This is a genomic window from Mycobacterium sp. 050128 (genome assembly GCF_036409155.1).
Lineage (GTDB): Bacteria > Actinomycetota > Actinomycetes > Mycobacteriales > Mycobacteriaceae > Mycobacterium.
On record NZ_JAZGLW010000003.1, the window covers coordinates 548335 to 561012 of the forward strand.

The 12678-nt window shown below is 63.4% G+C and carries 10 protein-coding genes; 6 read left to right on the top strand and 4 right to left on the bottom strand.

What is annotated here, in order from left to right:
- The first annotated feature begins 81 nt into the window (after positions 1–81).
- From SKC41_RS23275 to SKC41_RS23285, 3 genes are all read left to right on the top strand, one after another.
- Positions 82–2433 (top strand): heavy metal translocating P-type ATPase, encoded by a 2352-nt coding sequence (locus SKC41_RS23275; RefSeq protein ID WP_330980015.1) that lies wholly within the window; start codon positions 82–84, stop codon positions 2431–2433.
- A 218-nt stretch (positions 2434–2651) separates the two neighbouring features.
- Positions 2652–2903 carry a hypothetical protein gene (locus tag SKC41_RS23280; RefSeq protein WP_330980016.1) on the top strand — a complete coding sequence of 84 codons (252 nt, stop codon included), beginning with the start codon at positions 2652–2654 and terminating at the stop codon, positions 2901–2903.
- Positions 2904–3040: 137 nt separating this feature from the next.
- Positions 3041–4036, top strand: a complete 996-nt coding sequence (locus SKC41_RS23285) for an Acg family FMN-binding oxidoreductase (protein ID WP_330980017.1) — start codon at positions 3041–3043, stop codon at positions 4034–4036.
- 220 nt (positions 4037–4256) lie between these two features.
- Here SKC41_RS23285 and SKC41_RS23290 read toward each other — a convergent pair whose 3' ends face one another.
- Positions 4257–4664: a DUF302 domain-containing protein gene (locus tag SKC41_RS23290; RefSeq protein WP_330980018.1), complete on the bottom strand. Its 408-nt coding sequence runs from the start codon at positions 4662–4664 to the stop codon at positions 4257–4259.
- A gap of 96 nt (positions 4665–4760) precedes the next feature.
- Positions 4761–7424, bottom strand: a complete 2664-nt coding sequence (mgtA, locus tag SKC41_RS23295) for a magnesium-translocating P-type ATPase (protein WP_330980019.1) — start codon at positions 7422–7424, stop codon at positions 4761–4763.
- A 215-nt stretch (positions 7425–7639) separates the two neighbouring features.
- Between mgtA and SKC41_RS23300 the strand changes: the two genes are divergently transcribed.
- Genes SKC41_RS23300 through SKC41_RS23310 form a run of 3 tightly spaced genes read left to right on the top strand, consistent with a single transcriptional unit; the run spans position 7640 to position 11089 of the window.
- A complete protein-coding gene (locus tag SKC41_RS23300) occupies positions 7640–8821 on the top strand; it encodes a site-2 protease family protein (protein WP_330980020.1) in 1182 nt (393 codons plus the stop codon).
- 34 nt (positions 8822–8855) lie between these two features.
- The gene (locus SKC41_RS23305) at positions 8856–9650 is read left to right on the top strand and encodes a universal stress protein (RefSeq protein ID WP_330980021.1); all 795 of its coding nucleotides are present in this window, start codon (positions 8856–8858) and stop codon (positions 9648–9650) included.
- Positions 9623–11089: a bifunctional lysylphosphatidylglycerol flippase/synthetase MprF gene (locus tag SKC41_RS23310; protein WP_442931758.1), complete on the top strand. Its 1467-nt coding sequence runs from the start codon at positions 9623–9625 to the stop codon at positions 11087–11089. The genes SKC41_RS23305 and SKC41_RS23310 overlap by 28 nt, the downstream gene beginning before the upstream one ends.
- Before the next feature lie 18 nt (positions 11090–11107).
- Here SKC41_RS23310 and SKC41_RS23315 read toward each other — a convergent pair whose 3' ends face one another.
- Positions 11108–11551 (bottom strand): pyridoxamine 5'-phosphate oxidase family protein, encoded by a 444-nt coding sequence (locus SKC41_RS23315; RefSeq protein WP_330980023.1) that lies wholly within the window; start codon positions 11549–11551, stop codon positions 11108–11110.
- A gap of 10 nt (positions 11552–11561) precedes the next feature.
- Positions 11562–12653, bottom strand: a complete 1092-nt coding sequence (locus SKC41_RS23320; protein ID WP_330980024.1) for an Acg family FMN-binding oxidoreductase — start codon at positions 12651–12653, stop codon at positions 11562–11564.
- Positions 12654–12678: the final 25 nt, after the last annotated feature.

Here is a 12678-nt window from a genome sequence, read left to right on the forward strand (position 1 = left end):
GGGTATTACGGCACTTGCCAGGGAAATCGGCGAACTGTTCGAATTTGATCACGAAAGTAGTTGTTGCCGAAGGGATCCGTCATGGGCAGCGGTCCAGCTGGCCGCCTTTTCCATCGGGCGCGCTCGTGGGTCGAACCAATCTTGGCGGTATTCACGTTCGCCGCCTTGGCGGCCGGGGGCGTCGCCTGGCTGGCCAGTTGGCGGGAGGTGGCCGACGGCTGCTGGATCGCCGGTACCGCAGTCGCGATCGCGCCGGCATCGGTGTGGGTGGTATCAGGGTTGCGGCGCAAGCGCGGTGGCGTTGACATTATCGCGGTGTTGTCGCTGGTCGGAAGTCTGTTGGTCGGCGAGTATCTGGCCGGCGCGCTGATCGCAGTGATGCTGGCCAGTGGCCGTGCGCTGGATTCGGCGGCCGAACGTCGCGCGGCACACGATTTGCGTGCCCTGCTCGAGCGCGCCCCCCGATTCGCGCGGCGACGGACGGGCACGCAAGTCACGACCATACCTTTGGCGGACGTGCGTGTCGGCGACTTGCTGGTCGTCGGCCCCGGCGAGGTGGTGCCTGTGGACGGGCGGATTGCCGACGCTGTGGCGGTGCTCGACGAGTCCGCGCTGACGGGCGAATCGATGCACGTCGAGCGCCGCATCGGCGAGCCCGTCCGCAGCGGCGTGATCAACGCGGGCAGCCCTTTCGAACTGGATGCGACCGCAACGGCTGACCAGAGCACATATGCGGGCATTGTGCGATTGGCGCAGCAGGCAGGCGCGGACACCGCGCCGGTGGTGCGGCTGGCGGACCGTTACGCGACATGGTTTCTTCCTGCGGCGTTGATACTCGCCGCCGCGGCGTGGTTAGCGAGTGGGTCGGCCGTGCGCGCCGTGGCGGTGCTGGTGGTGGCGACCCCATGTCCGTTGTTGCTGGCAGCTCCGGTCGCAATTGTTTCCGGGTTGTCCCGGGCATCTCGTGACGGCGTGGTCATCCGCGGCGGCGGGGTCCTGGAAAACCTCGGCCGTGCGACGACGTTGGTGATGGACAAGACCGGCACCCTGACGGTGGGACGGCCCACGGTGGTCGACGTGGTAGCCGCTCCTGGTTGCGACGCGACATCGCTGCTGCGACTGGCCGCTTCGGTCGACCAGTTCTCTCCGCACGTAATGGCTGAGGCCATCGTCACCGAAGCGCTCAGCCGCGGCCTGCGGCTGTCGCTGCCCGCCGATGTGCTCGAGCAGCCGGGCAGCGGAGTTACCGCAACCGTCGACGGATGTCGGGTTTCCGTCGGCCAACTGCCCGCGGACGCGATGACCGCCCCCTGGACACGAACGGTGCTCAATCGTGCTCGCCTGGACAGCTCAGCCATCGCGTGGGTCTGCACCGAGAATCAGGCGGTGGGTGCCGTTTTCTTGCGAGATCCGCTGCGCCGAGAGGCGCCGCGCACCGTGCGGCGACTGCGAGAGGCGGGACTGAATCGGTTGATCATGTTGACCGGCGACCGATTCGAGCCCACCCGCGACATCGCTGCTGTCTTGGGACTGGATGAGGTCTTTGCCGAACAGACACCGGCCGACAAGTACGCCGCGGTGCGCGCCGAAAGTGAACGGGCACCGACGGTGATGGTCGGCGACGGAGTAAATGACGCTCCCGCGTTGGCCGCCGCCACCGTCGGTGTGGCAATGGGTGCCCGCGGCGCCACCGCCTCCTCGGAAGCCGCCGACGTGGTGTTGACCACCGATCGCATCGATCGCCTCGCTGATGCGATGGACATTGCCCGCTGGTCTCGCCGGATCGCGGTGCAAAGTGCGGTCATTGGTATGACTTTGTCGGTGCTCGCCATGGGGATTGCCGCACTGGGCTGGCTCCCGCCGGCAGCGGGGGCCCTGCTGCAGGAAGGCATTGATGTCGCGGTGATCATCAATGCGTTGCGGGCTCTGCGAGGCAATCGGGCCACCGAGGTGCCATTGACCACCGGCACCGAAGAGTTGCTGCAGCGCTTCTCCGCCGAGCACGACGAACTCCGCGACGCCATCGGGCTGCTGCGCGACAGCGCGGATCGGCTTGTTGCAGGTTCCGATGCCGTCGCGTTGGATTCGCTTGCCGCGGCACACGCCGTACTGATCGACCGGGTGCTGCCCCATGAACTGGCCGAGGAAACGCAGCTTTACCCGGCGCTGGCCAAGCCCTTGGGCAGCGAAGCCACCCCGACAATGAGCCGGACGCATGCCGAGATCCGGAGGCTCTCCGACCGCATCGGAACGCACCTAGCCATCGCGCAAGCGCAAGGGCGGATTCAGCCCGACCAAGTCGATGACTTGCTCGCGTGCCTCTACGGTCTGTACACGCTGCTGCGGCTGCACTTCGTGCAAGAAGAAGAGAACTACTTCGTTCTAGCCGAAGATGAGACCGACCGCCACGAAAAGCACTGTCCGGCAAGCTGATCCATGGCCATCTCACGGCTCGCTGCCGAACACAGGGCCGTTGATTGCGGTCGTCGAAGGTCCTTGGACCCCCGGGTTCGGGGACCAAAGGCCCCCGAGGTCGGGACTTCGGCGTAGCCGTCGAGACGACCGAAGCACCCCTCGCTGGATTCGTTCGCCTCTATCGGCCGAATCGGCCAACTGGTCGACTGGTCTCAAGGCCGGTCGAGGAGGCTGCGATGAGGTTCGCAAAGCACACAACGCATATTGGGCGGATGTATTGCGTTACCGATCGCCTGCACGGTGGCCGCACAGTTCAAGTGCACGGCGACGAGATCGCATCCATCGTCACGACGTGGCTGTGGGAGCTGGGTGCCTACAGCCCGCTGGTTGAGGACCTCGCGCGCGCGGCGTGCGTCGGCGACTGGTCTATGGCTTACGCCGTAGGCAACCTGTTGTCCGTTGAAGTGACCCTTGCCTCGGATGCCTAGCGCCTGCGCCCCGGACAGCGTGTCTTTCGCGCCGGGACGTGGCCCAAAGTCCCCGGAGTTAAGGTCGTCGTCCCCTCGTCCGGTGGCGGCAAACCCGGAATCGTCGACATCAGAATTTCTAGAAAGGGCGAACTGCGATGAACGCGCGCTTTCCCGATGCGGGCACGATCCGCACCGTCCTGGCTCTGGCATCTCGAGCCCCCTCCGTCCACAACACCCAACCGTGGCGATGGCTGGTCGGCGAGCAGAGCCTGCATCTCTACTCCGACGCAACCCGACAACTACCCAACACCGATCCGGACGGGCGGGACTTGATCTTGAGTTGCGGCGCGGCGCTGAATCACTGCGTCGTCGCATTCGCAGCGGTCGGATGGCACGCCAAAGTGTCCCGCTTACCCAACCCTGCGGATACGAATCACCTTGCCGCAATCGAACTTTCACAGCACAAGGCGGACGCCTCAGACATTGCGCTCGCCGCGGCGATACCACGGCGGCGAACCGACCGCCGGCACTATAGCTCCTGGCAGGTACCCGTCGGCGACATCGCGCTGATGGCGGCGCGATCGGCGCGCCATGGTGTGACACTTTGCCAGGTCGAAGACACCGACAAGCTGCATAAGATCGTGGCGCAGTCCGTGTGGGATCACATGAACCATGACTATCTCGCCGAGCTCACGGAGTGGAGCGGCCGCTACGGCTCTCTCGCCGGCGTTCCGGCTCGCAACACGCCAAAGTCCGATCGTGATGCCACGATTCCTGGCCGGTACTTCGCCGGTCCGGTACTCGCCGAGCCGCCCGGCTCGTCATCCGCCGAAGACAACGCCGTGGTTCTCGCCCTCGGAACGCGTGCCGACGACCGGTTGGCGCGGCTGCGCGCCGGCGAGGCCACCAGTACTGTTCTGCTCACCGCTACGTCGACGGGCTTGGCCAGTTGTCCGGTTACCGAACCCCTCGAGATCCCGGAAACACGCGAGGCGGTGCGCTCCGAGATTTTCGGGAGCGCCAGTTATCCGCAGATGCTGCTGCGAGTGGGTTGGGCGCCGATCAACGCGGATCCGTTGCCATCGACACCGCGGCGCGAACTCGCCGATTTCGTCGGGTGGATGTCGGACTTTGCAGATGTCGGCGAGTAGGCGCCAAACACGAAACGCTCTGGTGTGCAAGGGATTTGAGATGAAGACGTTTACGCTTGACCCACGCTGCCGGTCGATCGCTCCCATTTTTCGGTCGCAACGCCCTGCTTCGCCGATCCGACCGCAAGGAAGCTCACATTGATCGTGTTCGTCATGTCGCTGCTGGCGATTCCCGGTCGCACGCGCCGTTGGGCACGTGGTCGATATGGCAGTGGTGCTATCAACCGCAACTAGCGTTGAGCGAGGCGATCGCGGCGCCCAGCTTGGCGGTGACCTCATCGGCGATCGCGATCAGCCCCGGCTCGCCGGTTACCTCCACCAATAGGCTCGGATTCATCGCCTCGACGATTGTCGTGCCACGATTGTTCGGGTCGGCGCGCAGCAAGATATTGCAGGGGAGCAGCAATCCAATCTCTCGATCGATATTGATCGCTTGGTATGCCAACGCCGGGTTGCACGCACCAAGTATCAAATAGTCCTCCAGGTCCACACCGAGCTTCGTCTTCAGCGTCGCTTTAATGTCGATTTCGGTTAGCACGCCAAACCCGTGTTGCGCAAGGGCTTCTCGGGTACATTTGACCGCGCGGTCAAAGTCCATATCCAGGTGGGTCGATAGCGCAACGCTCATGGCAGTTATTCGATCCTTATGCACCATGGCTGTGGTAGGGGCGAAAGTCCCAAGACGTCACATTCCGCACGGCGAGCGAAAACTCGCAGCCCCCGCTCAGGCAATCGGTGTTGGAAGAGGGCCGGAGTGGCTGAAGCGGGACGCTCGCCGGTGAATGCGGTGCACCTGTCCCCGGGTTCGGCGTAGTCGATCCGCGACGTGCATTGGTTGCGAGTAGAACCATTTCTTGGTGATCTCCACCAACACCATGTAGCAGAGGGTGAGTCCGACGAGCGCGGCGAAGAATTGCCACGGCAGCGGGCGGAATCCAAGGTTGGCGGCGAGTGGCGACACCGTCAGGATCACTCCGAGCGCGACGATCGACAGCGTGGCTGCGGTGAGTAGTGCGCCCGGTCTGCTGCGTAGGAACGGCACCCGCTTGGTTCGGATCGCGAAGATGATGAGCGTTTGGGTAGCAAGGGATTCGACGAACCAACCGGTGCGAAACTCGATCGGCCCCGCGTGCAGGACACCAAGCATCAGGCCGAAGGTGAGGAAGTCGAACAACGAACTGATCGGGCCGAACGACAGCATGAACCGGCGAATGAATGCAATGTTCCAGTGTGCGGGTGCCTGTAGCTGCTCGTCGTCCACCCGGTCGGTGGGAATCGCGAGCTGCGAGCTGTCGTAAAGCAGGTTGTTGAGCAAGATTTGGCTGGGCAGCATCGGGAGGAATGATAGAACGGCCGACGCCGCTGCGGCACTGAACATATTGCCGAAATTGCTTGAAGTGCCCATCAATACGTATTTGATGGTGTTAGCGAAGATGCGCCGGCCTTCGGCGACGCCTTCGGCCAATACGCTGAGGTCCTTTTCCAGAAGGACGACGTCAGCGGCGTCCTTGGCGACATCGGTGGCTGTGTCGACCGAGATGCCGACGTCGGCCGAATGGAGGGCCAGCGCGTCGTTCACCCCGTCTCCGAGGAATCCGACCGAGCGGTGGGATTGCCGCAACGAGGAAATGACGCGAGCTTTCTGCTCCGGCGAAATGCGCGCGAAGATAGTGTGGTTGCGGGCTGCCGTGGTGAGTTCTTCGTCATTGAGCTGTTGCAACTCGGCGCCGGTGATGGTGCCCTTTGAGGTTAATCCGACGTCGGTGCAGACTTTTTCGGCGACTCGGGGATTGTCGCCGGTTGCCACCTTGACCTCGATGCCCAGGGCCCTGAGCCGATCCAATGAATCGTGCACGTCGGCTTTCGGATTGTCCGCGAAGACCAGGAAGCCCTCAAGCGTCAGACGCGCCTCGTCGGCGGCCAGCAACGTTTCCTGGCCGGGGGACGCCTTGCTGGCTACCGCGACGACACGACGACCGTCGGCAAACAACCGCGTCAACGTTGGATTGGCGGCCTCGGGAATGGCTTCGCAGCGCGCCATCACCTGTTCGGGTGCGCCCTTGACGATGATGCGCCTAGTGCCGGCACGATCGATGAGCGCCGAGGTGGCCCGACGGGTGTGGTCGAAGGGCAGCGTCGCCAGGCGCGTGACCCCGGAAACCGGAACTTGATTGCGCCATAGCGCGGCGTCGAGGTCGTTCGCGCTCACCCCGCCTGCCGAAGGGTCGACGTCGGTGGCAAGCAATCCGGAGCCCAGCACCGAGTCTGCGTGCACGCCGGCGACGTCGACGGCGTCGAGCAACTCAAGCCGGCCATCGGTCAGCGTGCCGGTCTTGTCGGTCATCAAGATGTCGATATCGCCAAGGTCCTCGATGCACACAAGGCGCTTCACCAGTACCTTGCGGCGAGCCAGCCGTCGTGAACCCGAGGCCAGGCTTGTACTGACGACAGCCGGAAGCAGTTGGGGCGTGATGCCGACCGCGATGGCCAACCCGAACAGCGCCGAATCGATGAGCGGACGTTGCAGTAGAAGATTGGTGACGATGATGACGACGGTAAGTGTCAGCGCTACTTTCAGAAGCAGATAGGAGAAGCGCCGCAGTCCTCGCTGGAAGTCGGTTTCGGGTTGGCGCTCGCCGAGCCCGACAGCGATGCGGCCGAATTCGGCGGTGGGACCCGTCGCATAGATCACCCCAACCGCCTCGCCCGCACTGACCACGGTGCCCATGAATGCCAAACTGGATGCATCGGTGATGGTTGCACCGGGTGCGGCGGGTTCCGCGGACTTCTCCGATGGGGTCGACTCGCCGGTGAGAATGCTTTCGTTGCACTCCAATCCGTTCACCGTGATCAGTCGCACGTCAGCCGGTACCACTTCACCGAGCTGTAATCGGATCACGTCTCCGGGAACCATCGCGGTGACATCAACGCGAGCGAACTGACCGTCGCGACGGACCACCGCCGTATGACGCACCCGGTCGTGCAGAGCGGCCGCGGCCCGTTCTGCGCGGTATTCGTTGAAAAACGAAAGGCCGACGCTGATCAGCAAGATGGCGCCGATGATTGTGGCTTGCGTTCCGTCGCCCAGAAAGAAGGACAGTACGGCGGTAACCGCCAATAGTGCCAACACGGCGTTGTTGAGCTGGCGCACAAGCACTGCCAAAGCGCTGACCCGATGTGTCCGAATCGAATTCGGACCGATCGTTGTCAGCCTGGCGTCCGCCTCGAGGGTCGACAGTCCGTCTTCAGAGGTACGCAACGAGCGCATCACGTCGATCAGCGGCGCGCTCGCGACGTCCTGCAGCGATCGGGCAGAGACTAGATGGGCATCGTCGCCAAGATCCGACCCATTGGTTCTGTCCGCGTAGCCGACATGAGGGGTGCCCATGCGTCCACAATGGCCACTGCGCCGGTGTCGCTCTAGCGCCGGAAGGCCGATTACCTGTCGCTGAAAGTCACGAGGTGTTAGGGCACTAAGTCCCTTGTTCGGCCCTATGGGACTTCAGTCCCTTTCCAAAAGCACGGGAAGACGATCGGATGAAGTTCGGAGGTTGCCGGCTGACCTTCGAGTCATGCAGCGCACACGCTTTCGGAGGTTCCAAGGTGTCTGAGGCAATTCCGTTGGGACGATTTGCGGGTTTCGCGGTGAAGGTCCACTGGAGCGTGATTGTGATCCTGTGGCTTTTCACGTGGAGTCTGGCGACCACATTGCCGCACACCGTTGCGGGATATTCGCGGCCGGCTTACTGGGTGGCCGGAGCGTGTGGCGCAGTGGTACTGCTGGCTTCGCTGTTGGCCCACGAACTCGCCCATGCGGTGGTGGCCCGTCGATCAGGGGTACCCGTCGACGACGTAACACTATGGCTCTTCGGCGGTGTGACGAGCCTGCAAGGAGAGGCGAAGAGTCCGAAGGCCGCCTTTCGTATCGCATTTGCGGGCCCGGCCACCAGTCTGGTCCTATCTGCGATGTTCGGCGCAGTCGCGGTGGCACTGACTACCCTGCACACCCCGACCATCGTCGGCGGCGTCGCGTGGTGGCTGGCCAGCGTCAACTTGCTGCTCGCACTGTTCAATCTGTTGCCAGGTGCCCCATTGGACGGTGGGCGGCTGGTGCGCGCCTACTTATGGCATCGCCATGGCGACAGTGTGCGAGCGGCGATCGGTGCCGCGCACGCCGGCCGGGTGGTCGCAATCATTCTGATTGTGTTGGGGCTGGCGGAGTTTCTGGCTGGTGGTCTGATCGGTGGCGTGTGGTTGGCGTTCATCGGCTGGTTCATCTTCGTCGCCGCCCGCGAGGAAGAAGCGCAGGCGACCAGTCAGCAGATCTTCGCGGGCGTGCGGGTGGCCGACGCGATGACCCCGCAGCCGCATACCGCTCCTGGCTGGATCACGGTCGAGGATTTCATCCAGCGTTATGTGCTCGGTGATCGGCACTCGGCGTACCCGGTTGCCGACCCGGACGGGTCGATCACCGGGTTGGTCACGTTGCGGCAGTTACGCGAACTTGCATCCCATCAGCGCACCACCACGAGCGTTGGCGAGATCGCCCTGCCGCTGCAGAGCGTGCCGACTGGGGCACCGCAAGAGCCGCTTCAAGATTTGTTGCGTCGGATGACGCCCGTCGGTCCTCGCAGTCGCGCCCTGGTGGTGGACGGGGGCACGGTCGTCGGCATCGTCACGCCAAGCGATGTGGCGCGCCTCATCGAGGTGTATCGGCTAGCCCGACCCGCTTCGGACGGAGTCGCGGATCGTCACGATACGGACAGCTATTCGGGTACCGGGTGAGTCGGCATTGATGGCTGGGGAAGGAGTACGGACCATGAAACCTATCGTCGTGGGTATCGACGGCTCACAGGCCGCGATCGCAGCCGCGATCTGGGGGGTCGATGAAGCCATTGGGCGCGGTGTCCCGCTCCGCCTGATCTCGGCCATCAAACAGACGCACGCGTCGCCGGATGACTACGCTCGCGATCTCGAGCACGCCGAGAGCTCGCTTCGCGAGGCACGATCCGCGGTCGAGGGGAGCGGAAAGCTTGTCAAAATCGAAACCGACATTCCGCGTGGGCCGGCTGGATCGGTCATGGTGGCGGCGTCACGCGATGCCGAGCTGGTCTGCGTCGGCTCGATAGGCATCGGGCGCTACGCCCGCGCGCTCTTGGGCTCCACGGCAACGGAACTCGCCGAAAAGGCGCACTGCTCGGTTGCGGTGTTGCGGACGGATCCGGATCAACCGCCACCCGACGTGAACTGGGTCGTGGTGCGGATGACCGATGCGCCCGACAATGACTCCGTCGTCAAATATGCTGCGTGGGAGGCGAAGTTGCGCAGGGCGCCCATGTTGGTCCTCGGCGGTCGGCCCGAAGACCTTACCGAGCAAGCCGACGGCGGTTTCGAACAGCGAGTGCAGGATTGGCGGCGCCGTCATCCCGAGGTGCGCGTATACCCGATTACCACCAAGTACGCGATCGCCAGCTTCCTGCGCGTCAACGTGGAGCGAGTGCAACTCGCTGTGATCGGCGCCGCCGAGGCCGCTCAACTCGCGCAACTGGTAGGTCCTTCCGGGCATCCGCTCTTCCACCACCCCCAATGTTCAGTTCTCGTCGTTCGCGAGTAAGTGGGCCCTCCGTGAAGATCAAGCACCGAAGTGGTGAAGCTGCAATGGCGAATGCCGGCGGGCGGGTGCTGGTCAGAAGCGATGTTCCGCTGGGCCGCTTCGTCTGCGGGGTGACGATGTTGTGCGTGGCGGCGTGGACGGCGGCGCTGGTCGTCAGCGACCACTTCGGCTACCACCCGGTTGCCCCCGGCCGATTCGGTTGGTCGCTCGCGCTACTTGCCGCGGTGGCATTGATCGCGCGAGGGGTTTTTCTCGGCCGCCCGGTGACGAGTAGGCATGCGATGGCCGCGGCTGCGAGCGTGTGTTTAGGGCTTGGCGCGCATTTCTTGTCATTCGGAGCCCTGGGCAACATTCTGCTGGGTGGCAGTGGACTCGCTCTGATGTGGCCCACGACGGCGCGACCTCAGCCCGAGCTACTGCAGCAGGTGTGGGCTCTCGTCGACGTCACGCACGGGGATCCATTGGCCCCATTCGCCATGCACTCGACCAAGAGCTATTACTTCAACGTCGACAGGACCGCGGCTATCGCCTATCGCACCCGGCTTGGGTTCGCCGTAGTCAGCGGCGACCCGGTCGGTGACGATACCCAATTCCAAGCTTTGGTTGATGATTTCACCCACATGTGCCGCAGTCGGGGCTGGCGGATTCTCGTGTTGGCTTGTGGTGAAAGGCATCTGAAACTATGGCGCAGCAAGACGGGTGGACGGCGCAAGCTCGAGGTCCCGATCGGGCGCGATGTCGTCGTTGACGTTCGTCACTTCACCCTGAAGGGGAGACGCTTTCGCAACCTGCGCCAAGGTGTGCAGCGCACCCACAACTGCGGGATTACCACCGAAATCGTTGACGAGCAGGAGATTTGCGGTCGGCTGATCGGCGAACTGACCGAGGTCCTGTACGCCGCGCATCATGCGGCCGGTACCGAGCGCGGTTTTTGTATGAGTCTGGACGGAGCCTTGCAGGGCCGATTCCCGGGGGTCAAGTTGGCCATCGCTCGCGACGGCGGCGGGAGGGTCGTGGCGTTCCACCGATACGCTACTGCCGGGCACGGAACCGACGTGACACTCGATGTGCCGTATCGCCGACCAGACGCGCCCAACGGTGTTGACGAGCGGCTCACCATTGACATGATTGCCGCGGCGAAAACCCAGAGTGCAAACCGGCTTTCGCTCGCATTCGCAGCGTTCCCGGAAATCTTCCAAGCCGCTCATCACGGCCCGATGCAGCGTGTCGCGTATCGGTTGATTCATTTGCTGGACCCGTTTATCAGGCTTGAATCCTTGTATCGCTATCTCCGCAAATACCACGCGCTGGGTGGGCGCCGATATGTCGTGCTACATGCCCGTCAGATCCCGGCGGCGCTGCTGGTATTGCTGTCGCTGGAGTTCACGCCACGGCCGCACCACCAGCGGCCGGTTCGGACCGCAGTGGTGCACGCCTAGGGCAGCCGGGGTGCTCGGTCAGATGTGAATGGACTGTTCCATTGGCGGCGAACCGAATTGGAACCGGCGGCCCGTCACCATCTCCGGAATCACCCGTACATAGTGCGACTTCTCAGAAGTCGTCCACGGCAACACCTGGGCACGCTCCGCATCCTCGATCTCCTCATCACTACGAAGAGAGCGCGCGGTGCCGCGCACGATCACACTCCAGCCCCCGGCGACGTTATGGTCGTCGACCTCGAATACCACCTCGTTGTTTATCGCGGTACTGACCAGCTTCGTGCCCACCGCGGTGCGAAACAGGATCGTTCGCCGCTGGACGGCATAGTTGACCGGAAAGATCTGTGGATGGCCATCCACGCTCGTGACCAGCCGTCCCAGCGTGACACCTGAGAGCAGGTCCCAACACTCGTGCGCGGGCAAGATGATCGCGCCGTCATCGGTTCGGGTTTGATTCGTCATGGGGATGACCTTATTGACGAAAACCGTCGATCTCGCCTGCCGAAGGTCCTGCCCCGTCGGGACCAAAGTTGGTCGACCCTTGCTGGTGCACCTGGCGAACCTTCAAGACGTCGTGGAGCGGGCGCCGCGGCGTGGGGGCCGCAGGACGATCCATCGACGGTGCTATACCGACTCTGATCAGGACCTGGGGCTCGCCGGCCTGGCCGATCAGGTCGCGAACGATGTCGCGGCTTTCGTCCAGCTCGATGAGGTGCGTCAGGGGGCAGGTTGCCATGCCGGCCATGGTGCATTCCAGCAATACAGTCGACAACGCTTCGCCGGATCTCAACCAGTCCGCTCTGTCGTCCTCATCGGTGCAGAGTACGAGTATTTTGGACCAGTCGGCCTCGAGCTCTGGGCGCCGATCGGTATGGATCCTGACGGGGAATTCCCGTCCGACGTCTACGCGCTGGTGTTCTTTGTCGGATGCGAGAGCGCTGGGAGGGATGCCCTCGCTGACCGCATAAGGTGTTGTCCACCAATCTAATTCGGCGAGGTAGAGCCAATCGCCGTTACGGATGTCTTCGGTGAGTTTCGCCGCTTCGGCCAGCTGTGGTCGCGAGTCATCGCCGAGCACATGCAGGTGCACTACACGGTCATCGACGGCGTCGTACAGTGCGCGTTCGAAGAAATCCCAATATGCCGGTTGTCGCAGTGGAAGCCGATCGGTTCTGCGCTGCAGAATCGCCAGGGTGCGCTCACGCTGAGCGCCGGTGACCAGTGCGGGGCTGAATTTCATCGACGCGAGCTCATCGGGATCCGTTTTGTCGGGGAACCGCGTGATGTCCGCTTGCCAACCTTCGGCCAGCATGGCGATACGAAGGTGATCGAGGACTGCGCCGCAACTGATGATCGCGTCGCGGTCCAAGCTGTCCGTGCCGGGGACTGTGCGATTACGATCGATGAATAAGTGCAGCGCCGCGCCTTGCGCCACCCACCGCCAAGGCTGGCTGTTATGCACGGACGGAGCCCGGCACGCCAATTGCACCGCTCTTTTCAAGACCTGGGTATCCAGCGTCGGATGCATGACGTCAACCCCTCGTCCATAGTTGCGACTCGACATCGACGTTAGGGTGTCGTCGGGCTTA

What these genes read in the sequence shown, in the direction of transcription:
- SKC41_RS23275 (WP_330980015.1), top strand. Translation starts at nt 82, where the DNA reads ATGGGCAGCGGTCCAGCTGGCCGCCTTTTCCATCGGGCGCGCTCGTGG.
- SKC41_RS23280 (WP_330980016.1), top strand. Translation starts at nt 2,652, where the DNA reads ATGAGGTTCGCAAAGCACACAACGCATATTGGGCGGATGTATTGCGTT.
- SKC41_RS23285 (WP_330980017.1), top strand. Translation starts at nt 3,041, where the DNA reads ATGAACGCGCGCTTTCCCGATGCGGGCACGATCCGCACCGTCCTGGCT.
- SKC41_RS23290 (WP_330980018.1), bottom strand. Translation starts at nt 4,664, where the DNA reads ATGAGCGTTGCGCTATCGACCCACCTGGATATGGACTTTGACCGCGCG.
- mgtA (WP_330980019.1), bottom strand. Translation starts at nt 7,424, where the DNA reads ATGGGCACCCCTCATGTCGGCTACGCGGACAGAACCAATGGGTCGGAT.
- SKC41_RS23305 (WP_330980021.1), top strand. Translation starts at nt 8,856, where the DNA reads ATGAAACCTATCGTCGTGGGTATCGACGGCTCACAGGCCGCGATCGCA.
- SKC41_RS23310 (WP_442931758.1), top strand. Translation starts at nt 9,623, where the DNA reads ATGTTCAGTTCTCGTCGTTCGCGAGTAAGTGGGCCCTCCGTGAAGATC.
- SKC41_RS23315 (WP_330980023.1), bottom strand. Translation starts at nt 11,551, where the DNA reads ATGACGAATCAAACCCGAACCGATGACGGCGCGATCATCTTGCCCGCG.
- SKC41_RS23320 (WP_330980024.1), bottom strand. Translation starts at nt 12,653, where the DNA reads ATGTCGAGTCGCAACTATGGACGAGGGGTTGACGTCATGCATCCGACG.